Source organism: Brevundimonas sp. GW460-12-10-14-LB2 (genome assembly GCF_001636925.1).
In the GTDB taxonomy this organism is placed as follows: domain Bacteria; phylum Pseudomonadota; class Alphaproteobacteria; order Caulobacterales; family Caulobacteraceae; genus Brevundimonas; species Brevundimonas vesicularis.
The window spans coordinates 2,102,749-2,123,401 of sequence record NZ_CP015511.1; the positions used below are offsets into that span (position 1 = coordinate 2,102,749).

Annotated in this window: 24 protein-coding genes; 15 read left to right on the plus strand and 9 right to left on the minus strand. The window is 67.1% G+C overall.

The genetic code is table 11. The features are described 5' to 3' along the window. Window positions 1-42: 42 nt before the first annotated feature. The 3 genes from A4249_RS10455 to A4249_RS10465 all read left to right on the plus strand — a co-directional run bounded on the left by A4249_RS10455 (window position 43) and on the right by A4249_RS10465 (window position 3,785). Window positions 43-612: a hypothetical protein gene (locus tag A4249_RS10455; RefSeq protein ID WP_066555068.1), complete on the plus strand. Its 570-nt coding sequence runs from the start codon at window positions 43-45 to the stop codon at window positions 610-612. A gap of 90 nt (window positions 613-702) precedes the next feature. Then, complete coding sequence (locus A4249_RS10460; protein WP_066552474.1) at window positions 703-3,087, plus strand: PAS domain-containing sensor histidine kinase; 2,385 nt, start codon at window positions 703-705, stop codon at window positions 3,085-3,087. 197 nt (window positions 3,088-3,284) lie between these two features. Further along, window positions 3,285-3,785 carry a hypothetical protein gene (locus A4249_RS10465; RefSeq protein WP_066552476.1) on the plus strand — a complete coding sequence of 167 codons (501 nt, stop codon included), beginning with the start codon at window positions 3,285-3,287 and terminating at the stop codon, window positions 3,783-3,785. Between the two features lie 82 nt (window positions 3,786-3,867). On the opposite strand, the gene A4249_RS10470 is transcribed toward A4249_RS10465, so the two are convergent. The 5 genes from A4249_RS10470 to A4249_RS10490 all read right to left on the minus strand — a co-directional run bounded on the left by A4249_RS10470 (window position 3,868) and on the right by A4249_RS10490 (window position 8,009). Then, the gene (locus A4249_RS10470; RefSeq protein ID WP_066552478.1) at window positions 3,868-5,064 is read right to left on the minus strand and encodes an acetyl-CoA C-acyltransferase; all 1,197 of its coding nucleotides are present in this window, start codon (window positions 5,062-5,064) and stop codon (window positions 3,868-3,870) included. A 47-nt stretch (window positions 5,065-5,111) separates the two neighbouring features. Beyond that, window positions 5,112-6,134, minus strand: coding sequence for a flavin reductase family protein (locus A4249_RS16950; protein ID WP_231868692.1), 1,023 nt, complete (start codon window positions 6,132-6,134; stop codon window positions 5,112-5,114). Window positions 6,135-6,288: 154 nt separating this feature from the next. After that, window positions 6,289-6,915: a DUF1190 domain-containing protein gene (locus A4249_RS10480; protein ID WP_185225069.1), complete on the minus strand. Its 627-nt coding sequence runs from the start codon at window positions 6,913-6,915 to the stop codon at window positions 6,289-6,291. Between the two features lie 5 nt (window positions 6,916-6,920). Continuing rightward, the gene (locus tag A4249_RS10485) at window positions 6,921-7,334 is read right to left on the minus strand and encodes a DUF350 domain-containing protein (RefSeq protein WP_017506364.1); all 414 of its coding nucleotides are present in this window, start codon (window positions 7,332-7,334) and stop codon (window positions 6,921-6,923) included. A 27-nt stretch (window positions 7,335-7,361) separates the two neighbouring features. Next, a complete protein-coding gene (locus A4249_RS10490; RefSeq protein WP_066552480.1) occupies window positions 7,362-8,009 on the minus strand; it encodes a YjfK family protein in 648 nt (215 codons plus the stop codon). A 138-nt stretch (window positions 8,010-8,147) separates the two neighbouring features. On the opposite strand from A4249_RS10490, the gene A4249_RS10495 reads away from it, so the two are divergent. From A4249_RS10495 to A4249_RS10525, 7 genes are all read left to right on the plus strand, one after another. Continuing rightward, window positions 8,148-8,828: a DUF2170 family protein gene (locus A4249_RS10495; protein WP_066552482.1), complete on the plus strand. Its 681-nt coding sequence runs from the start codon at window positions 8,148-8,150 to the stop codon at window positions 8,826-8,828. Between the two features lie 16 nt (window positions 8,829-8,844). After that, window positions 8,845-9,585: a PspA/IM30 family protein gene (locus A4249_RS10500; RefSeq protein ID WP_045811908.1), complete on the plus strand. Its 741-nt coding sequence runs from the start codon at window positions 8,845-8,847 to the stop codon at window positions 9,583-9,585. A gap of 3 nt (window positions 9,586-9,588) precedes the next feature. After that, window positions 9,589-10,755, plus strand: a complete 1,167-nt coding sequence (locus tag A4249_RS10505; RefSeq protein WP_066552484.1) for a glutathionylspermidine synthase family protein — start codon at window positions 9,589-9,591, stop codon at window positions 10,753-10,755. A gap of 71 nt (window positions 10,756-10,826) precedes the next feature. Then, window positions 10,827-11,705 carry a hypothetical protein gene (locus A4249_RS10510; protein ID WP_066552486.1) on the plus strand — a complete coding sequence of 293 codons (879 nt, stop codon included), beginning with the start codon at window positions 10,827-10,829 and terminating at the stop codon, window positions 11,703-11,705. A 145-nt stretch (window positions 11,706-11,850) separates the two neighbouring features. Further along, window positions 11,851-12,882: a tRNA dihydrouridine(20/20a) synthase DusA gene (dusA, locus tag A4249_RS10515; protein WP_066552487.1), complete on the plus strand. Its 1,032-nt coding sequence runs from the start codon at window positions 11,851-11,853 to the stop codon at window positions 12,880-12,882. A 61-nt stretch (window positions 12,883-12,943) separates the two neighbouring features. Continuing rightward, window positions 12,944-13,612: a hypothetical protein gene (locus A4249_RS10520; RefSeq protein ID WP_066552488.1), complete on the plus strand. Its 669-nt coding sequence runs from the start codon at window positions 12,944-12,946 to the stop codon at window positions 13,610-13,612. A 186-nt stretch (window positions 13,613-13,798) separates the two neighbouring features. Continuing rightward, window positions 13,799-14,356, plus strand: coding sequence for a 3D domain-containing protein (locus A4249_RS10525; RefSeq protein ID WP_055752860.1), 558 nt, complete (start codon window positions 13,799-13,801; stop codon window positions 14,354-14,356). Between the two features lie 74 nt (window positions 14,357-14,430). On the opposite strand, the gene A4249_RS10530 is transcribed toward A4249_RS10525, so the two are convergent. The 3 genes from A4249_RS10530 to A4249_RS10540 all read right to left on the minus strand — a co-directional run bounded on the left by A4249_RS10530 (window position 14,431) and on the right by A4249_RS10540 (window position 17,672). Further along, window positions 14,431-15,321 carry a hypothetical protein gene (locus tag A4249_RS10530; RefSeq protein WP_066552491.1) on the minus strand — a complete coding sequence of 297 codons (891 nt, stop codon included), beginning with the start codon at window positions 15,319-15,321 and terminating at the stop codon, window positions 14,431-14,433. 81 nt (window positions 15,322-15,402) lie between these two features. Beyond that, the gene (locus A4249_RS10535) at window positions 15,403-15,726 is read right to left on the minus strand and encodes an Mpo1-like protein (RefSeq protein ID WP_066552492.1); all 324 of its coding nucleotides are present in this window, start codon (window positions 15,724-15,726) and stop codon (window positions 15,403-15,405) included. 47 nt (window positions 15,727-15,773) lie between these two features. Next, the gene (locus A4249_RS10540) at window positions 15,774-17,672 is read right to left on the minus strand and encodes a DEAD/DEAH box helicase (protein ID WP_066552493.1); all 1,899 of its coding nucleotides are present in this window, start codon (window positions 17,670-17,672) and stop codon (window positions 15,774-15,776) included. A gap of 206 nt (window positions 17,673-17,878) precedes the next feature. Between A4249_RS10540 and A4249_RS10545 the strand changes: the two genes are divergently transcribed. Then, window positions 17,879-18,088 (plus strand): flagellar basal body rod C-terminal domain-containing protein, encoded by a 210-nt coding sequence (locus A4249_RS10545; RefSeq protein WP_045811901.1) that lies wholly within the window; start codon window positions 17,879-17,881, stop codon window positions 18,086-18,088. A gap of 4 nt (window positions 18,089-18,092) precedes the next feature. Here A4249_RS10545 and A4249_RS10550 read toward each other — a convergent pair whose 3' ends face one another. Beyond that, window positions 18,093-18,776, minus strand: a complete 684-nt coding sequence (locus tag A4249_RS10550) for a winged helix-turn-helix transcriptional regulator (protein ID WP_066552494.1) — start codon at window positions 18,774-18,776, stop codon at window positions 18,093-18,095. A gap of 58 nt (window positions 18,777-18,834) precedes the next feature. Here A4249_RS10550 and A4249_RS10555 point away from each other — a divergent pair, with 58 nt between their 5' ends. Genes A4249_RS10555 through A4249_RS10570 form a run of 4 tightly spaced genes read left to right on the plus strand, consistent with a single transcriptional unit; the run spans window position 18,835 to window position 20,594 of the window. Next, entirely contained in the window at window positions 18,835-19,278 is a 444-nt protein-coding gene (locus tag A4249_RS10555; protein ID WP_066552496.1) for a VOC family protein, read from the plus strand. Next, a complete protein-coding gene (locus tag A4249_RS10560; protein ID WP_066552498.1) occupies window positions 19,278-19,739 on the plus strand; it encodes an SRPBCC family protein in 462 nt (153 codons plus the stop codon). The genes A4249_RS10555 and A4249_RS10560 overlap by 1 nt, the downstream gene beginning before the upstream one ends. Further along, window positions 19,736-20,218, plus strand: coding sequence for a VOC family protein (locus A4249_RS10565; RefSeq protein WP_066552499.1), 483 nt, complete (start codon window positions 19,736-19,738; stop codon window positions 20,216-20,218). Before A4249_RS10560 ends, A4249_RS10565 begins: the two co-directional genes overlap by 4 nt. A 22-nt stretch (window positions 20,219-20,240) precedes the next feature. After that, complete coding sequence (locus A4249_RS10570) at window positions 20,241-20,594, plus strand: DUF1428 domain-containing protein (protein ID WP_066552501.1); 354 nt, start codon at window positions 20,241-20,243, stop codon at window positions 20,592-20,594. The last annotated feature ends 59 nt before the right edge of the window (window positions 20,595-20,653 follow it).

Sequence of the window (20,653 nt, forward strand, 5' to 3'; positions counted from 1 at the left end):
GGATCGTCGTTCATGCTGTTCCTTCGAATATCGGAGGATGGCATGGCGCGCGCACAGTTCCAGAAGGGTCAGAAGGTCTGGGTCGAGTGCGTCGGCGCCTGGGCCTTTATCGAACAGGTCCAGCCCGTCTGGGCCAAGGGGTTCGAAGAGCCCGTGCGCGTCACCTATGACGTCGGTCTGGGGCGCGAATTCACCGCCAACGAGCTTTTGCTGGCAACCGATGACCCGGCCTCGGATCAGAGTTTAAGCGACTGGCGGCTGCTGCGCGCGCGCAACAAGTGGCAACTGCCCGAGGATTGCCTGCATCACCCCCACCCCGGCACCTATCCGGTCGTCGTGACCGATCGGGCGGACTGGGGCGGTTGGCGCGTGCCGGGCGCCGAATACGACCGCGATCCCCAGCAGATCGAGTTTCAGGCCCGCCTGATCGCCGCCGCGCCCCAACTGATGCGCCTGGCCCAGGATCTGGTGGATCTGGTCGCCGAGACGCCCGACGATGCGCCGCCGGCCGTCCTGACCCTGGCCCGACAGGCGCGCGATACGCTGCATGGGGTGACGCGGGTGCTGGAGCCCGCGCCCGACCGCCTGCTGTCGCCGGTCGCCGCCGCTTAAAAACCCGTTAAAAGCGCGCGCCGAGCCTCGACACGAATCCGCGACGCAGCCTAGATTCCGACAACGAAGTGTTTGTCGGAGGGTCGGGGCTTGCGGGACGAGGAGCGGCGGGAAAATCGGTCGGGGCGTCGCGCCTCCGACCGCGCCGCCGGCGCGCCTGCCTGGTTGCGGATCGCCGTCCTGGTCCTGGCGCTGATCGCGGCGGCCTATGCCCTGATGGCGTCGCGCGAATTCAGCCGGCCGACCCGGGAAATCAGCCGCCTGGAAGCCGAAAACCTCAAGCTGAACGCCGAGCTGGTCGCCAGCCAGACCGCGGTGCTGATCCAGTCGGCCGAAGCGGGCCTGGCCGCGGGCCGCACCGCCATCGCCGCCAAGCGCCCGCCCATCGAGGTCGTCGAGGCCGCACAGGCCGCCGCGCCCAAGGTCGCCTTCACCCTGGTCGGTCCCGGCGAGACGGTGCAGGCCGCCAAGGGCGAAGGACCGGTCGTCGCCGGCCAGGCCAATGCCGACGGCCTGAGGCTGGAGGCGCGGATCGCGCCGGTCCTGCCGAAAGGCGGCGAGACGCGGATCGTGTCGGCGGGCGGCGTGGTGCTGGCCTCCGCGCGCGCCGCCGAAATCGGCCAACCCATCCGCACCCTGATCGGCGTCGACCCTTCCGCCCTGGTCGACCAGGCCGAACCGCGCACCGTGACGCTGGGCGGCCAGGGCGGCCTCGCCGCCGCCGCTCGAACCGTCGCGGGCGGCCCCTATGTCGTCGCGATCTCGGAAGGGACGACCGCCTCCTTCTTCGACGACGCCTGGGTGGTGCTCGCGCCGCTGCTGCTGGGGGTCGGGGTCGTGGTTCTGTTCGTCCTCTATGGCCTGCGCCAGACGCGCCAGCACCGCGAACGGGTAGCCACCGAAAAGCGGTTCCGCATCGCCGTCGAGGCCGCGCGGTGCGGGGTGTGGGAGTGGGATCTAGCCAAGGGCGAGGTGTCGCTGTCGGACTATATGGCCGCGCTGCTGGGCTTTTCGCGCGGCGGTGTGACCGACGCCGAAGATGTGATCGGCCGCGTCCATCCGCGCTTTCAGGAAGATTTCCGCCACGCCCTGCGCCAGGCGGCGGCCTATGGCGCCTTTGAGATCACCTTCCCGGTGGCGGGACCGGACGGGCGAGCGCGGTGGATCGACGCGCGGGGCCAGGCGCGCGGCGAGCGCGGCGACATGGGCTTTTCCGCCATCCTGGGCGTGGCGTTGGACATCACCGAGGCCCGGCGCGCCAAGGCCGCCGCCCAGGCCGCCGAAAGCCGGCTGCGCGACGGGGTGGAGAGCATCTCCGAGGCCTTCGTCCTGTTCGATCGTCAGGGGCGGCTGATCCTGTGGAACCAAGCGTTCGAGGACGCCTTCGGCTTCGATCACGGCGTGGTGCGGCGCGGCGCCATGAAGGACGAGCTGAACCGGATCGCCGGCCTGGCCATCAAGGCCGAGCATCGTCCGGCCAGCGGTCGTGCGGGCCTGCGCGAGGTCGAGCTGAACGACGGGCGCTGGCTGCAACTGTCCGAGCGGTTCACCTCCGAAGGCGGCTCGGTCGTCACCGCCGCCGACATCACCGCCATCAAACGCCAGGAGGCCGAGCGCCGCCGCGCCGCCGACGATCTGCGGGCCACCGTCGATCAGCTGGAATCCAGCCAGGAAAAGCTGTCGTTGCTGGCGCGTAAATACGAGGTGGCCATGACCCGGGCCGAGGCCGCCAACCAGGCCAAGTCCGAGTTCCTGGCCAATATGAGCCACGAGCTGCGCACGCCGCTGAACGCCATCAACGGTTTCTCGGAGATCATGGCCAGCGAGTTGTTCGGGCCGCTGAACGAGAAATACAAGGGCTACGCCGGCGACATCCTGAAGTCGGGCCAGCACCTGCTCAGCCTGATCAACGACGTCCTAGACATGGCCAAGATCGAGGCCGGCAAGATGACCCTGCACTATGAGCCGGTGTCCTTGCGCGAGGTATGCGAGGACGCGGTGCGGCTGATGCGCGGCAAGGTGCAGGACGCGGGCCTGAAGATCGCGGTCGAGGCCGGCGACCTGCCCGACATCGAGGCCGATCAGCGCGGCGTCAAACAGGTGATGCTGAACCTGATCTCCAACGCGGTGAAGTTCACGCCCGAGGGCGGCTCCATCGTCGTGTCGCTGAAACCCTTCGTCGGGGCCGAGGGCGAGGACCGCGTCCGCGTCGCCTGCGCCGACACCGGCATCGGCATCGCGCCCGAAGACCTGGTGCGCCTCGCCCGCCCGTTCGAACAGGTCGAGGGCCAGCATTCCAAGACCACTCAAGGCACCGGCCTGGGCCTAGCCTTGACCAAGTCCCTGATCGAGATGCACGGCGGCCAGCTGAGCATGGAAAGCCAGCCGGGCGTCGGCACGGTCGTCAGCTTCGACCTGCCGGTCAAACGCCCGGATCAGACCGTGCAGCCGATCCGGGCGGCGTTCGCGGCTTAAGGCTTTGGCATATATGGCCAGCCGAAAAGCTGCTGCGGTTTTCGGCCTATCCGAGACCTTCTGCCCGTAGGCTGCGAGCGCGAACTGTTGAGCTTTTTCGGCGGCCCGATCAGAGTGCATTTATGAGCCTCCGATCCCTTCTCGCCCTCGGTCTCCTCGCTCTCGCCGGATGCGCTCCATTTCCGAAAGGGCCACCTTTGATCGGGTACGATCCCGCTCCTTATGGCGATGCATTCCGGGCGGCGGCGACGGAAGCAGTCATCCGGAAAAAGCTGGGAAAGGGCTTCTACGAAGCCTTCGGCGACAAGGCCTATACGATCGGCAAGTCCGGCCTTTGCGCGGACGACTCGCTCCAGCAGTTCTTCTCGCTGCAGCAGGGATGTGCGCTGCTCGGTCCAGGCGACAATCAAGACTGCCGCGAACTGGAGCTTTGCATCCGGCTCACATTGAGCAGCGCATTATTTCGAGACCCAGAGATCAGGTCGGCTGTCGAATCCGCTTTGCTACGTCCCTGCGATGCGCTCACTCCGCCTCGAGATCTGCCATACGCACGATGGCCTTCGGCCATTGGCAAGCCCGCGACCGCCAGTTGGGACTTGCTTGGCTGCAGCAGTTGTCGCCAGGTGGACGGGCGCGATATCGCGTTTCACGAGAACGGCGACCAAACCGTGATTTCATTCACGATTGGCCGCACTTAACGCAAGCAGGCCTCCAGCAACTAGATATGCTAGCCACCCGAAGAGGACGCTCGCAGCGTTCGCTCAAGACAACACGCCGGCCCTAGACCAACTCCACGCCCATCGCGGTGGCTTCGCCGCCGCCGATGCACAGGGCGGCCATGCCCTTGGTCTTGCCGTGGGCTTTCAGGGCGGACAGGAGGGTGGTGAGGACGCGGGCGCCGGAGGCGCCGAGCGGGTGGCCCAGGGCGCAGGCGCCGCCGTTGACGTTGATCTTGTTGTGGGGAATGCCGAGTTCCTGCATGGCGATCATCGGCACGATGGCGAAGGCCTCGTTGACCTCCCACAGATCGACGTCGTCCGCGCTCCAGCCCGCCTTCTTCAGCGCCTTTTGCAGGGCGAAGACCGGGGCGGTGGTGAACAGGTGCGGCTCGTGGGCGTGGGCGGCCTGGCTGACGACGCGGGCGATGGGTGTCAGGCCCAGGGCCTGGGCCGTCGACTGGCGCATCATGACCAGGGCGGCGGCGCCGTCCGAGATCGAGGCGGCCGAGGCGGCGGTGATGGTGCCGTCCTTTCCGAACGCGGGCTTCAGATTGGGGATCTTGGACGGGTCGGACCGGGTCGGCTGTTCGTCGCGGTCGACGGTGACGGGACCTTTGCGCGTCTTGACCTCGACCGAGGCGATTTCGGCGTCGAAGGCGCCTGTCTCCTGGGCGCGCTTGGCCCGGCCGGCGCTTTCGATGGCGTAGGCGTCCTGCTGCTCGCGGGTGAACTGATAGTCCTTGGCCGTGTCCTCGGCGAACTGGCCCATCAGTTTGCCGGGGGTGTAGGCGTCCTCCAGCCCGTCCAGATACATGCTGTCGGAAATGACGTCGTGACCGATGCGGGCGCCGCCCCGGTGCTTTTGCATCAGATACGGGGCGTTGGTCATGGACTCCATGCCGCCCGCCACGATCACGTCGGCCGAACCCGCGGCCAGCGCATCGTGCGCCATCATGGCCGCCTGCATGCCCGAGCCGCACATCTTGTTGATGGTGGTGGCCTCGGTCGAGGTGGGCAGGCCCGCGCCCATGCCCGCCTGACGCGCCGGCGCCTGGCCCAGGCCCGCAGGCAGGACGCAGCCCATGATGATCTGCTCGACTTTGTGCGGATCGAGGCCCGCGCGGTCCAGCGCCGCCTTGACCGCCACAGCGCCCAGGTCAGTGGACTTGGCATCGGACAGCGCCCCCTGGAAACCGCCCATCGGGGTGCGGGCGTAGGAGACGATGACGACGGGATCGGCGGACGTGGTCGCGGACATGGGGACGGCTTCCTCTATTTCGGGCGAGAGATAGCGATCCCGGCCGGTCAGGAAAAGTGCAGCCGCCGATACTTGCCCCGGAAATAGAGCAGCGGATCGCGGCGCGGCTCGAACCGGGCGCGCCTGACCCGGCCGATGATGACCAGGTGATCGCCGGCCTCGACGATCTGCTCGGTTCCGCATTCGAAGCTGGCCAGGGCGCCCGAGAGGATGGGCGCGCCGGTGTCCCATGTCTCCCACGCCACGTCCTGGAACCGGTCGGCCTGGGACCGGGCGAAGACGCCGGAGGTCGGCTGCTGGCCGATATGCAGGACGTTGATGGCGAAATGTTCGGCCTGGCGGAAGCGGTCGACATTGGTGGACGAGCGGGCCAGGCAGAACAGGATCAGCGGCGGATCCAGCGACACCGAGGAGAAGGAGTTGGCGGTCAGGCCGACAGGCCGTCCGGCCTTGTCCAGGGTCGTGACCACCGTCACGCCGGTGGCGAAACAGCCCAAGGCGTCGCGCAGGGTGCGCGGGTCGGAGCCGGCCTGATAATGCAGGGCGTCGCGCGGGGCGTGGCGTTCGAGGAAGCCCAGGAGGGCGGCGTTCTCGGCCTCGACCGCGTCGGACGCCTCGGCGCGCGCGATCGTCTGGATCGGAACGCCGGCCAACTGTGTCTCAAGCTCGGGCGAGACAGCCCCCTGCCCTTCGACGACGACCATCAGGCAGCTGGCGAGGGCCGGGCCGGTGACGGCGAGCGCAGGGACGACGGCCGCCAGTGTCGTGTCGGAACAGACGATGGCCGGGCGAGAGGAAAGCTCGGTCAGCAGTCGACGCAGGGCGGCGGAGCTGTCGTCCGCTTTATCAAAATCGGCTGCGAGCATGACGTGGCGGCCGGCCTCGACCAGCGCGCGCACCGACCGGCGCCAGTCGCCGGACAGATGCTCGGGCGCGCCGATCAGCAGGACGATGGGATCCTCGGGGTCGCCCCAGCTTTCGACGTCCAGGCCTAGAGCGAAATCGGTTGCGTTGGACGCAGTCCGACGCGGCTCAGATTTCGCTCCAGCATCCTCTGGAGCCTGATTCACGGCATCAGCGGGATCGCGAAGCGATCCCCCCTCAGCCGATCAGGCTCTAGGTTCGGGGGCGGCGATGCGGTCATGAGGCGGGGCGGTCCGGTCTGTCGTGAAGCGTGAGGCGATCCCTATTAGGGGAAGACCGGCGCCCGGCGCCAGAACTGTATCAGCCGCCGTAGCCTCGGCCGCCGCCGCCGAAGCCGCCGCGCGAGACGACGGTGGTGCGGCTCTGCACCCGCGTCGGGGCCTGACGGGCCACGTCGCCATGCTCGCGCGCATTGGTCAGGGTCTTGCCGGTGCGATAGTCGCGGTAGGCGTAGCCGCCGCCGTAGCCGTTCGACAGCCGCCCTTCGCGGTCGCGATACAGCGGTCCGCCGCCGCGATAGCCGCCGCCGTTCAGCAGCTGGCCGACGATGAAGCCGGTCAGCAGCGGGCTGAAGAAGGAGCCGCCGTTATTGTTCGGCTGGCACTGCGACGGTCCCCACTGGCCCTCGCACTCCTCGCGGGTGGCGTAGCGCGGCGCGGTCTTGGCGGCCTCCTGCTGAGCCTTGGCCAGGGCGGCGTCGCATTCGTTGTCGGGAATGTCGTTGGCGGCCTTGCATTCGTCCAGCGACTGATAGGCCAGGGTCGGCTCGGGCTCGGGCGCCGGCACGCGCTGGGGCGAGCCGCAGGCGGCCAGCGAGAAGCTGGCCGTCGCCATCAGGCTGCTCACGTGCAGGACGCGCGAGCGCTTGAGCCGGCGCATGGTGTCGGTCTTGGCCAGGTTCTGGGGCAGGTCTTTGGGATCGGTCATGGCGGTCACGACGTCATGCAGGCGGCGTTGAGCAGGCCGACGCAGATGGAGATGGAGGCCAGATAGACGGCCGCGGCGATCTCGCCCGCCTCGATGCGGACGACCAGATTGCGGAAGGCCATGCGGCTGATGGCGACGAAGACGACGATCTGGATCACGCCGGCCAGCAGCGCCCAGGCCGCGAACTCCATCAGGCTGACGGTGTGCGACAGCGCCGAGGCCAGAGGCAGGACATAGCCGATCAGGGCGCCCCCGAGCGCAATGGCGGCGGCCGTGTTCCCCTCACGGATCAGCGTATGCTCGTGATACGGCGTGACCCACTGGTAGATCAGCTTGAAGGCCAGGGTGAAGGCGCCCGCCATGGCGAAGGCGATCAGGAAGGCGATCGCCCCCTGCTGAAAAATGAACCAGTCGAACATCGGTCTTGCCCCCTTCGGATTGCGTGCTCAGGCGCGGAACTCGGCCATTTCCAGCGGAATGCCGATCATGATTTCGTGCGTGGTGTCGCCGCCCTCGGGCTGCTGCTCCAGGGCCAGCATCAGCTCGCGCCCGCCGCCCAGTTCGCGCGCATACAGCATGCAGGTCTGGAAGATCTTGGCATAGGGCGCGGTCGCGGCGCGGTCGTCCCAGATCGTCTCCCACAGGGTGACGGGCGGCTGGATGGCGTCGCTCTCGGCGAACCAGAACCGGGGATAGTCGGGCAGCTCCTCGGCCGCGCCGTGAAAGACCGGCGCCGACAACCGATCGCGCCAGATGCGGCGTTCGCGCTCGCCCGGCGGATAGGCCGAGGTCCAGGGCACGAACAGGCTGAAGTCGTAGGATTCCAGACCGGCCTCGTCGTCGCTCATGGCCTGAAGCATGACGTGGTCGTCGGTGTAGAATCGATGGACGAACTGGCCGCTGTCCAGGCTGACCAACCCCTGGGCCGAGATGTCCAGCACGTCGCGATCCAGAGCGAACTGGGTCTCGTCGCCCAGCCGGCGCCAGGCCAGCGGGTCCAGCGACACGGTGCGGCCCACGGTGATGTTGCGCACCGTCGCCAATCGATTGGCAGGCGCGACCTTCTCCGACGATCCGAAAAGCTTCTTGAACATGGGCGACTATCTAGGCCCGATGCGCGCCGACGGCGAGCGAACAGAAGCGATGCGACCGAATGAGGCGGTTCATGGCGCGACATTCCGTCCGATCTTGCGTCAAGTCAAGCGTTCATGTTACGCGTTTCATGTAACGATATGCCAAACGACGGATCGCCCTCTTCCACCGCCAACGACCGCATCCGTGCGTGGCGACAGGCGCGTCGTGAGGCCGGCTTGGTCAAGCTGGAGCTTTGGGTGCCGGCCGCCGCCCGCGACGACGTCAAGGCGGCCGTTCGCGCCATCGTCACCGATTCAACACGCGGACCGCAGCTTGCGGGGCGCCCGCGCCGCCCCACTTCCGATTCCATCCCCCCTGGAGACGACCATCAAATGGACGCCGTGATCGAGACCCCCTGGACCGTGCCCGCCATCAAGGCGGCGCTGGACGGCTCAACCCTGCTGCGTGACGGCGAAATGACCCTGCGCGTGGTCGAGGGCGCCGAGCCGGTGCTGCTGGCGACCATGCACGAATACGGCGACCTGCCGGTCTATCTGAGCGTCGGCGGCGCCCAGATCGTCTGCTCGGTCCTGCTGTGGCCGGTGTCTGAGCAGAAGGATCGCCATGCCTTCAACGACTTCCTGCTGAAGGCCCAGCGCGTGGTGCCCCTGTCCAACTTCGCCATCACCAATGTCGGTGGCGAAGACGTGTATGAGCTGATGGGCGAACTCTCTTGCAAGACGACGCTTCAGACCATCCTGATCGAACTGCGCACCCTGGCCGAGAATGCGATCGACGCCACCGAACTGCGTGAAACCTTCGGCGCCGACGCCGCCTGATCCCGGAAGACCGACCATGTCCATGCTCAGAAAACTGTCCGCCCTGTTCCGCGGCACGGCCCACGATGCGGCCCAGGGCGTCGTCGACGCCAATGCGCTGAAGATCCTCGACCAGGAAATCCGCGACGCCGACAACGCGCAAGGCAAGGCCAGAGACGACCTGGCCGGCCTGGTGGCGCGCCGCCGCATGGCGGAAAACGAACTTGCATCGTTCAGGGACCAGATCGCCAAATACGAAAGCTCGGCCCGCACCGCCCTGGGTCAGGGCAAGACCGATCTGGCGCGCGAGGTCGCCGGCCGCATCGCCGAGCTGGAGGTCGAGATCACCAGCCGCGGCCCGCTGATCGAGGACATGAAGACGGCCGAGACGCGTCTGCGCACGGCCATCGCCTCGACCGACCAGAAGATCGAGACGCTTCGTCGCGAGATCGACATCGTCAAGGTCAACGATTCCGTCCAGAAGGCCCAGACGTCGGTCGCCCTGAACTCGGCCGGCGCCCAGTCGCGCATCGGCTCGGCGGCGGACAGCCTGCAACGCATCAAACAGCGCCAGGCGATCCAGGAAGAGAAGCTGAACGCCAGCCAGGCGCTGGAGGATCGCCGCACCGGCGCCGATCTGGACGCCAAGCTGCGCGAGGCCGGCATCCTGCCCGGTCACTCCTCGGCCGACGACGTCCTGGCCCGCCTGAGCCAGCCGGAGGTGACCGTGGTCACGCCGCGCATCGGCCAATCCACGCCTGACAAAGACCCGGCCTGATCCATGGAGCGTCTGCGCTTCGATCCCCGCACCGACTGGGACGCCAAGGCCGAGGAACTCGGCTTCACCTGGCGCCACACCGACGGCAAGCCCTATTGGGACGAGACGGCGGCCTATGCCTTTTCGCTGGCCGAGATCGAGGACGGGATCGAGGCGCCGACCGAGGAACTGCACGGCCTGTGCCTGGAGCTGGTCAACGAGGCCGTCCAGTCCGAGCGGCTGATGGAGCAGCTCGATATTCCCGAGACCATGCGGGACTATGTGGCCGACAGCTGGAAGCGGGGCGACCCGTCCCTCTATGGCCGGTTCGACTTCGCCTATGACGGGACGGGGCCGGCCAAGCTGTATGAATACAACGCCGACACCCCGACCAGCATCTATGAGACGGCGGTGTTTCAATGGCTTTGGCTGGAGGACCAGATCAAGGCCGGCGCCCTGCCCGCGGATGCGGATCAGTTCAACAGCCTGCATGAAAAGCTGGTCGATCGCTTCCGCGCCATCTTCCCGAACGGCGGCTTCGTGCATTTCGCCTCGGACGCCGATTTCGTCGAGGATCGCCAGACCGTGCGCTTTCTGGAAGACCTGGCCCAGCAGGCCGGGCTGGAGCCCCAGTTCGTCGCCATCGACCAGATCGGGCTGAACGCCGACGGCCGGTTCGTCGATCACGAGAACTGGATCATCCAGGCGATGTTCAAGCTCTATCCCTGGGAGCAGATGCTGCGAGACGACTACGCCGCGCCCCTGCCGACGGCGGACGTGACCGTGCTGGAGCCGGCGTGGAAGAGCATCCTGTCCAACAAGGCCATACTGCCGTTGTTGTGGCAGCGGCATGCGGGCCACCCCAACCTACTGGAAAGCTATTTCGAGGGCGATCCGGCCGAGGCGGCGCTGGGGTCATCCTATGTGCGCAAGCCGTTGTTCTCGCGCGAAGGCGACAATGTTGAACTGATCGACCAGGGCGTCAGCGCTGCAGAGGTGGTGGACGGCGGCTATGGCGCAGGGCGTCACATCCGCCAGGCGCTGTGCGACCCGCCCCTGTTCGACGGCAACCATGTGATCGTCGGGTCTTGGGTGGTGGGAACCGAACCGGCGGGCATCAGCCTGCGCGAGGATACGGGCCGCATCACCCGGAACACCTCGCGTTTCGTGCCGCACTTCATCCGCGACTGAGACGCAGGCAGGCAACCAAGCCGGACGACCATCGTTTTGTCGGCTGACATCAACCGACAAGAAACCTTCCCATGCGCAACGTCCGCCTCGCCCTGATCGCCACCACCGCCCTGACCCTCGCGGGCGGCGCTGCAGTCGCCCAGACGCAATACCCCTCGACGACCCAGGATCGGCTGGGTGCGGTCGTGGGCGCCCTGTTCGGCGATCGTTTGGGCCTGTCGGCCATGGATCAGGCCTGGCTGCGCGGCGGCCGTCCGCTGCGTGACGGCCAGAGCCAGTTCTCCACCCGCGTGGACGCCAGCGTGCGCGCCGGCGGCGTCTCCGCCTCGGCCGCCACGCGCCTGCGCGCGGACTACGCGGCCCTGGTTGATCTGGAGAACCAATACGCCGTCGGCGGCATCTCGGCCCAGGAACGCGCGGATCTGAACGCCCGCTACACCGCCCTGACCCAGACGCTGGAAGCCGGCGCCTCGGGCTATGCCGACATGGACACCGTGGCCCAGGGCCGTGCGGAGTTCGACACCCGCGTCAACGCCGCCGTGACCGCGCGCCGCATCACCCGCACCGAGGCGACACGCCTGAAATCCGACTATCAGGCCCTGATCCAGCTGGAGAGCCGCTACAGCGCCGATGGATCGATCAGCGCCAGCGAGCGCGCCGATCTGGACGCCCGTCTGGACGCCTTGGACCTGCGCGTCGGCGACGGCCCAGCCGGACAGACGCCAACCGCCAACCTGCCCGCCCGCACCCGTCTGGCGAACCTGGAAACCGCCCTGACCGCCGCCGAACGCTCGGGCGCCGTCAGCCGCTCCGAGGCCGCCGACATCCGCGTCGAGGCCGGCGACCTCGCCCGCCTGGACGCCGCCTACAGCCGCACCAGCCCCTCGTCCGACGACGCGGCCTACCTGAGCCGCCGCATCGCCGAACTGGAACTGCGCGTCCGTCGCTAGGCCTGACCAAAGCGTCCCGTGTGATCCGGCACGGGACGCCTCTCCGGCTACACCTGTGCATTGGGAGCTCTGATTTCACGGCAGCGCGGAAATGGCGTATGGGCACCCGCAGTCGCCCCTGCATCGCCGGTCAAGCCGCAACCCTATGTCCCTGAACACCTCCCGCACGCTGTCCATCGCCCCGATGATGGACTGGACCGATCGGTATTGCCGGGCGTTCCACAGGGTTTTGACGCGCAGGGCGCTGCTTTACACCGAGATGGTGACGGCGCCGGCGGTGTTGCATGGGGATCGCCAGCGGCTGCTGGGGTTCGATGCGCTGGAGCATCCGGTGGCCTTGCAGCTGGGCGCGTCGGATCCGGCCCAGCTGGCCGAGGCCGCCAAGGTCGGCGAGGCGTTCGGCTATGACGAGATCAATCTGAACGTCGGCTGCCCGTCGGACCGGGTGCAGTCGGGTCGGTTCGGCGCCTGTCTGATGCGCGAGCCCGAGCTGGTGGCCGACTGTATGGCGGCGATCAAGGGGGCCGTCAGCGTGCCCGCGACCGTCAAATGCCGCATCGGCGTGGACGATCAGGACCCGGCCGTCAGCCTGTTCGCCACGGTGGACGCCTGCGCCGCCGTCGGGATCGACGTCTTCGTCGTCCATGCGCGCAAGGCCTGGCTGAAGGGGTTGTCGCCCAAGGAGAACCGCGACGTGCCGCCGCTGAGCTATGATCTGGTGCGCCGGCTGAAGCGCGAGCGGCCGCATCTGAACATCTCGATCAATGGGGGCATCGCCTCAATGGACGCGGCCGAGGCCCATCTGGCCGAGATCGACGGCGTCAAGCTGGACGGGGTCATGCTGGGTCGCGCCGCCTATCACGAGCCGGCCATCCTGGGTCAGGCGGATCGTCGCCTGTTTGGCGCGCCGGTCGAGGACACCGACGCCTTCGCCGCGCTGGAGCGCTATCGGCCCTATATGGCCGCGCGCCTGGAGGAAGGCGTCGCCCTGCCCGCGATGGCGCGGCATATGCTGGGGTTGATGCACGGCCGGCCGGGCGCGCGGGCGTTCCGTCGCATTCTGACGGTCGAGGCGATCAAGCCCGGCGCCGGCCTGGAGGTGCTGGATCGAGCGGTGGAGGCTGTGCGCGAGGCCGAAGCGAGGCGTGACACGGCGCCCGGCGACTGGGCGGCGTAACCCAATCTTCAGAGCTGGCCGGCAAGGTTAAGAGAACCCTGCCGTTTCGGACCTGCACGCCATGAAGACCCCGCTGATCGCCGCCGTCATCGCGGCCGCCCTGCCCGCCACATCGGCCCTGGCGCAGGCTGACTGCCGGTTCGCCGTCGGCGCCCAGGCCGGCACGCCGGGCGCCGGCCTTCAGGCCCAGTTCGCGCTCAGCCCGGTCGTGGTGCTGCGCGGCGGCTATGACGTGCTGAAATGGGATCGGGACCAGACCTACAAGGGCATCGATTACGACGCCAAGATCGACTTCAAGTCGCCAGGCGCCTTTGTGGACCTGCATCCGTTCCGCAACGGCTTTCTGATCTCGGGCGGGGCCTATTTCGGCGATCGCAAGGTCGATCTGGATGCGACGCCCACCGGGAACGTCAATGTCGGCGGCGCGACCTTCACACCGGCCCAAGTCGGGACATTGACCGGCCGCATCGACCTGGAGAGCACCGCGCCCTTCTTCGGCCTGGGCTATGACAACACCTTTACGCGCGGCGGAAGGCTCGGCTTCCGCATTCTGGCTGGCGCGGCCTTTGGCGATGCGCCGCAAGTGGATCTGGACGCTCGCGGCGGGACGCTGTCGAACGACCCTACCTTCCGTTCGCGTTTGGATCAGGAAGAGCGTGAGATTCAGGCCGAGGCCGATGATTACAAGGTCCTGCCGGTGCTTCAGGCGGGCCTGAACTTCAAGTTCTGACGACCGGTAGCGTCGTTCCTAAGCGTGAAGGTTGGGGATAAATAGGTTATAAAAAACAGGCTATTAACCTAGAAACAAATCGTAACAGACGACACCAAGGCGGGTTTCGCCACTTTCTCGCCACAGGTTAACGCGACAAGGCCAGCGCCGGCGGCGTTGGGAGCCGGTGTCTCCTGAGCGAAACTCATGATCGGCGCCTCCGCTGCTATCGCCATGCTTTGGGCTGCCGTATCGTCTGTGACGAGCGGGCCTGTCCCCTACAATGACGTCGTAGCGGCGGATCAAGTCAGGACTGAAACCCCTGCCGCCATCGTCGGTTCCGATGAAGTCGAGACCGCCCTGAACGCCGAACAGGCCGAGCTGATGGCCTCCGATCCGGACTGGCGCGCGTCGGCGCGCCTCTATCACGCAGGCGGCGGCGGCGCGACGGGCAACGATTCGCTGGGTTGCCGTCCGATCGCCATGCGCACCGTCGCGGTCGATCCCCGTGTGATCCCGCGCCGCACCAAGCTGTTCATCCGCGAAACGGTCGGCATGCGTTTGGCCGACGGTTCGATCCACGACGGCTACTGGTACGCCTCCGACACCGGCGGCGCGATCAAGGGCCAGAAAATCGACCTCTATACCGGCAACGGTCGTGGCTCGATGAACCAGGCGCAGCGCCTGAACATGCGCACCCTGACCATCGTGGACGCCGGCGATTTCGACGGTTGCCCCCCGGCCTGGACTACCGCTTCCAACTGATCCGGCCGATCATGAAAAACGCCGGCTGACCGCGAAGGTCAGCCGGCGTTTTCATGTCTGAAGCCTTGCGCCGATCAGTCCAGCTCGGACACTTCCAGCGTCGACTGGACCATCGAGCCGTTATAGGTGCCGACCCATATGTCGTAGCGGCCGCTCTGGGGGTTGGTGATCGTCACCTTCGGATCGACGCCGCCCGCGCCGTCGTCGTCGCAGTAGAAACGGCCGTTGGGCGTATTGATCAGCAGGGTGGTGTCCTCGTCTGCGCGGACGCGGAAGGTCAGATCGGCGTCGCCCGGCTCGAAGAAGATCTGGATGTCCGGGGCTGAACTGACCGAACCTTCGCAGCCCGGCTTCGCGGCCGAGGCGGGCGAGGAGCCGCCGGCCAGGATCGACTTGGTCCAGGGGTCGGGCGTAAAGCCGCCGCGCAGATTGGCCGTGCCGTAGTTGGGCTCAAGATCGATATTGGGCGCCGCGCCGGCCGTCGTGTCCGTGCCGCCCAGTTCGCTGATCTGCAGCGTCGACTGGACCATGTTGTCGTTATAGGTGCCCAGCCAGATGTCGTAACGGCCGCTCTCGGGATTGGAGATGGTCACCATCGGGTCCAGGTCGCCGCCGCTGTCGTCGTCGCAGTACCAGCGGCCGCCGGGGCTGTTGACCAGCAGCGTGGTGTCCTCGCTGGCGACCGCCTTGATGGTCAGGTCCAGATCCCCGGCTTCGAAGTTCAGTTGCAGATCGGGCGCAGCGCTAACCTTGCCCTCACAGCCCGATTGGGCGGCCGAGGCGGCGATCGAACCGCCCGCCAGGATGGACTTGGTCCAGGGATCCGGCGTGAAGCCGGCCTCCAGCCGCACCGAACCGTAGTTGGGGTCCAGGGTGAAGTCGGGCTTGGCCCCGCTCTTCTGGGCCAGGCTGACCCCAGGGGCGAGCAGCACGGACGCAGCGGCGATGACGGCGATGGATTTCATGATGCTCCCTCCAGCAGCGGCGCAACGCCGCAGGGCGAGACTATTCCGTTTCGCCGAACCGTGCAGCTTGAAATGCAGGCCTCAAAAGCGGCGCTTGCCGGTCACCGTCTCGAAGAACAGGCGAAAGTCGCCCATCAGGCTCCACAGCGGATATTTGAACGTCGCGGGCCGGTTCTTTTCGAAGAAGAAATGCCCGACCCAGGCGAAGCCGTAGCCCAGCACCGGCATGGCCAGCAGCCACCAGGCGTTCCGCGTCGCCACGAAGGCGACGAAGGCCGAGATCACCAGAAAGGTGCCGACGACGTGGATGCGCCGACACGTCCGGTTGGAATGCTCGTGGATGTAATAGGGATAGAAGGCCTCGAACGAGGCGTAACGGCCCTCAGGTGCGGACGGCGTGCTCATGGGCGGAGGGTGCGCCTCCGCCCACGATCAGGCAAGTGCCGGCATGATCAGCCCTTGGGCTTGCCTTTGAAGCCGTCCTTCTTGAAGCCCGGCTTGGCCTTGAAGGGCTTCTTGGCATAGGGCTTGTCGCCCGCGGCGTTCGAGCGCGGATTGGCGCCGCCGTCAGCCTTCGGCGCCCAGGGCTTCTTCTTGAACGGCGGGCGGGCGTCGCCCTCTCCGCCATCGGCGCGCTTGTAGGGGGTCTTCTTGAAGGGGCGGTCGCCGTCCTCGCGCGGCTTGCCGGCGAAGCGGCTAGCCTTCATCGAGCCGGGCGTCGGGGCTTCCGACGGCGTGATCTTCACCTCGTCCTTGGAGGCGGCGACGGCTTCGCGGAAAGCCTTCTCGTGGGTTTTGGCGACCTCGAACCGCGTCTCTTCGGGGAAGGTGCGGATGGCGCCGATCTGAGGCTTGGAAATGCCGCCGATGCGGCAGATCAGCGGGATCAGCCATTTGGGGTCGGCGTTCTTGTTGCGGCCCACGTCCAGACGGAACCAGACCACATCATCAGCGCCCAGGCGGTCGCCCGGCCAGGGTTGAGCCGCCGTGCCGTCGTCGTTGCGAACGGTGCGCTCGCGCTTGGCCGGACCGCGATCCGAACCCGGATCGGACAGTTCTTCCGGCGCCGGCTGTTCCTTGCGCAGCAGACGCACCAGGGCGGCGGCGATCTCGTCGGGCGTGCGCTCGGCGATCATCCGCTTTGCGACGACCATGTCCTCGTCGGAGACGTCGGCCTCGAAGAACTCGGGCGACAGCAGGCGGCCTTCGTCGGCCTTGCGGATTTCATCGAAGGTCGGGGCGCCGGTCCAGACGGCGTCGACGCCGGCCTCGTCCATCAGCCGCTCAGCCTTGCGACGGCGCGAGTGCGGGACCAGCATGACCGAGATGCCCTTCTTGCCCGCCCGGCCCGTCCGGCCCGAACGGTGCAGCAGGCCGGCGCGGTTCATTGGCAGTTCGGCGTGGATGACCAGACCCAGGTCCGGCAGATCCAGACCGCGCGCGGCGACGTCGGTGGCGACGCAGACGCGGGCGCGGCCGTCACGCAGCGACTGCAGCGCGTCGGTGCGCTCGCGCTGACCCATCTCGCCCGACAGGCTGACGGTCGAGAAGCCGCGCTCCAGCAGAGAGGATTGCAGGTGACGCACGCTGTCGCGGGTCGAGCAGAAGACCATGGCGCGCGGCGCCTCGAACCAGCGCAGGGTGTTGACCACCGCGTGCTCGATCTCGTTGGGCGCGATGCGATAGGCGCGGTATTCGATGTCGGCGTGCTGGCGCGTCTTGTCGGTCGCGTCGATGCGGACCGCGTCCTTCTGATAGCGTTTGGCCAGGGTGGCGATGTCGCGCGCGATGGTCGCCGAGAACAGCAGGGTGCGGCGTTCGGCCGGCGCCTGGTCCAGGATGTGCTCCAGATCTTCGCGGAAGCCCATGTCCAGCATCTCGTCGGCCTCATCGAGGACGGCGACCTTCAGCTCCGACAGGTCCAGGTTGCCCCGGTCGATGTGATCCTTCAGGCGGCCCGGCGTGCCGACGACGATATGGACGCCAAAGCCGAGCGCGCGAGCTTCACGCCGCGCATCCATGCCGCCGACGCAGGTGGCGATCTTGGCGCCGGAGTCGGCGTACAGCCATTGCAACTCGGCCGCGACCTGCATGGCCAGTTCGCGCGTGGGGGCGATGGCCAGGCACAGCGGCGCGCCGCCGGGGCCGAAGATCGGCTTGTCGCCCAGCAGGGTCGGCGCAGCGGCCAGACCAAAGGCCACGGTCTTGCCCGAACCCGTCTGGGCCGAGACCAGCAGGTCGCGATCCGCATGCTCCGCCTCCAGCACGGCGGCCTGAACCGGAGTGGGTTCGGCATAGCCCTTGTTGATCAGGGCGCGGTCGAGCGCGGGATGGACGGCGGGAAAGGGCATAGGAAACCTGGGACAACGGACAAGGGCGGTCGCCGAAACGACCGCGCCCGGCCGAGGTCAGACCTCAGGCCGGGCGAATGATGGCGCTCTATACATCAATAAGGGCGCAAGCGGGGCGGAAAACACCGTTCACCCTATTCCTTCAGGCGACGTTGACCTGAAAGACGCAGTCTGGCGATCGAACCCACCGCGTCCGGAGCTTCGCCATGCAAGCGCTTTCTATCGCCGCCGCCGGAATGACGACCGCGCAGAACCGGTTCGACAACAGCGCGCGCCGTACCGCCAACGCGCCGCTGGACAATCTCGCCGAGGAAACCGTGGAGCGGATCCAGGCCAAGACGGCCTTCAGCGCCAACGCCGCCGTTCTGCGCACCGCCGACGACATGACCGGCACGCTGCTGGACATGCTGGCCTGAAGCTTCAGACCGGCGCCTTCTCCGGCAGGTTGAAGAAGCCCGCAAAGCGGTCAAACACGGCCCGGTCGCCGGTCAGCGTCATCAAGCCGTCGGCCTCGAAGGCGCCGGGCGGGACCTTGCCGTAGACGCAGGCCGCGACCAGCGGCGGTTGGGTCGTCAGGACGACGTCGGCGGCGTCCGTGGCGCCGCGGCGGGTCGTGATCGTGCCCTTCTCGATCTGAACGACGAAAAGTTCGTCGCCGAAGACGAAGCCGACCGTCATCGCCGCGTCCCCGGCCAGGGCCGGGTCGAACATCGTCTCGAACGACTGCATGATCGATACCGCGCTGATCGGCAGGGTCGGATCGTGGCGAGGCGAGCGCGCCGCCCAGCCGCCCAGCACCATGAAGACCGGCTTGATCTCATATCCCCACGGCGTCAGCTCATAGACCTGAACCGAGGCGGGCGGCGGGAGCTTGCGGCGGGTCACGATGCCCGAAGCCTCCAGCCCCTCCAGCCGCTGGGTCAGCACGTTCGCGGAAATGCCGTGCAGATCCTTTCTCAGATCACCGAACCGGCGCGGGCCCATCATCAGTTCGCGGATCACCAGCAGAGCCCAGCGCTCGCCGATCAGGTCCAGTCCGTGCGCAGCGCCACAGGCGTCATGGTATTTTCGGCCCGCCTTATCGGTTATCTTTTCTAACTTCATAGTTGACTATGGTAATCATTGGAGTCAGGTTTCGCAAATAACAAGGAGAGGAAACGCCGTGGCCCAGCTGATTTTCATCAACCTGCCGGTCGCCGACCTGCCCCGATCGATCGCCTTCTACGAAGCCGTCGGCGCGACCAAAAACCCCATGTTTAGCGACGACACGGCCGCCTGTATGGTGGTGTCGGACGTGATCCACGTCATGCTGCTGACCCACGACAAGTGGCGCACCTTCACCGACCGGGCGATCCCCAACGCCCATGTCTCGGCGCAGATGTCGCTGTGCATTTCTTTCGACAGCCGAGAGGCTGTGGACTCGGTGGTCGAACGCGCGGGTGCAGCGGGCGGCCTTATGGATCCAAACCCGATTCAGGATCACGGCTTCATGTATGGGCGCGGCTATGCCGACCCGGACGGCCACATCTGGGAACCGATGTGGATGGACCCGGCCGCCGTCGCCGCCGGTCCCGAAGCCTTCGCCGCCAACGCCATGGTGTCGTGATGGGTGACGGTCGCGAACTGAGCATCAGCCGTCTGATCAAGGCCTCGCCGGAGACGGTGTGGAAGATCTACACCGAGCGTACCGGCGAGTGGTTCTGCCCTCGCCCGTGGACCACGCCGGTCGTGGATTGGGACCTGCGCGTCGGCGGGCGGGCCAATGTTGAAATGGCTTCGCCCGAGGGCGAGCGGCATCCCTATTCCGGCGTGTTTTTGGAGGTGGTTCCGGGCCGCAAACTGGTCTCGACCAGCGCCTTCACCGAGGGCTGGGTTCCGCAGGCCGGCGACATGAACTTCGTGCGGATCGACACCTTCGAGCCCGAGGCCGGTGGAACCCGCTACACTGCCACCGCCCGGCACTGGGACGAAAAGGCCGCCGAAACCCACAAGGCCATGGGCTTCGAACAGGGCTGGGGCGCCGTCGCCGATCAACTGGCGGCGTTGGCGCAGGGAGATGCGGCATGAGCGACAAGATCATTCCCTGCCTGTGGTTCGACGGCGAAGCCGAGGCTGCGACCGCCTTTTATGTCAGCCTCCTGCCCGACAGCCGCATCACCGCCGTCAACCGCTCGCCGGTCGATACGCCCTCCGGCGCTGAAGGCACTGTCCTGACGGTGCAGTTCGTGCTGGCGGGTCGCGAGTATCTGGCGCTGAACGGCGGACCGACCTTCCGCTTCACCGAGGCCGTCTCTTTCATGGTGATGACCGAGGATCAGACCGAGACGGACCGGCTGTGGGACGCCCTGCTCGCCGACGGCGGCAGCGAGAACGCCTGCGGCTGGCTGAAGGACCGCTGGGGCCTGTCATGGCAGATCACGCCTCGCCGCCTGATGGAACTGACCACCGATCCGAACCCCGCGCGCGCCAAGGCCGCCATGCAGGCCATGATGGGTATGATCAAGATCGACATCGCGGCGCTGGACCGCGCCGTCGCCGACGTTTGAATCCAGAAAGAGGAGACGACCGATGACCTATGTGACCGGCTTCCTGACCCCCGTGAAAACCGAGGACAAGGCGCGCTACATCAAGTCCGCCGAGGCCTCCTGGCCCCTGTTTCAGAAATACGGCGCCCTGTCGCAGGTCGAGACCTGGGGCGAAGACGTGCCGGACGGCGCCCTGACCAGCTTTCCCATGGCGGTGAAGCTGCAAGAGGGCGAGGTCGTCGTCTTCTCCTGGGTCACCTGGCCCGACCGCGCCACCGCCGACGCCTGCTTCGGCAAGATGCAGGACGACCCCGACTTTGCGAACATGGACATGCCCTTCGACGGCAAGCGCATGATGTGGGGCGGTTTCAGCGTCGCCTTCGAAGGCAAGGCCTGAGCCTGGCGGCGGCCCTGTTCGAACGCAAATCGCCCTGACGCATTGTCACGGATCGAGGA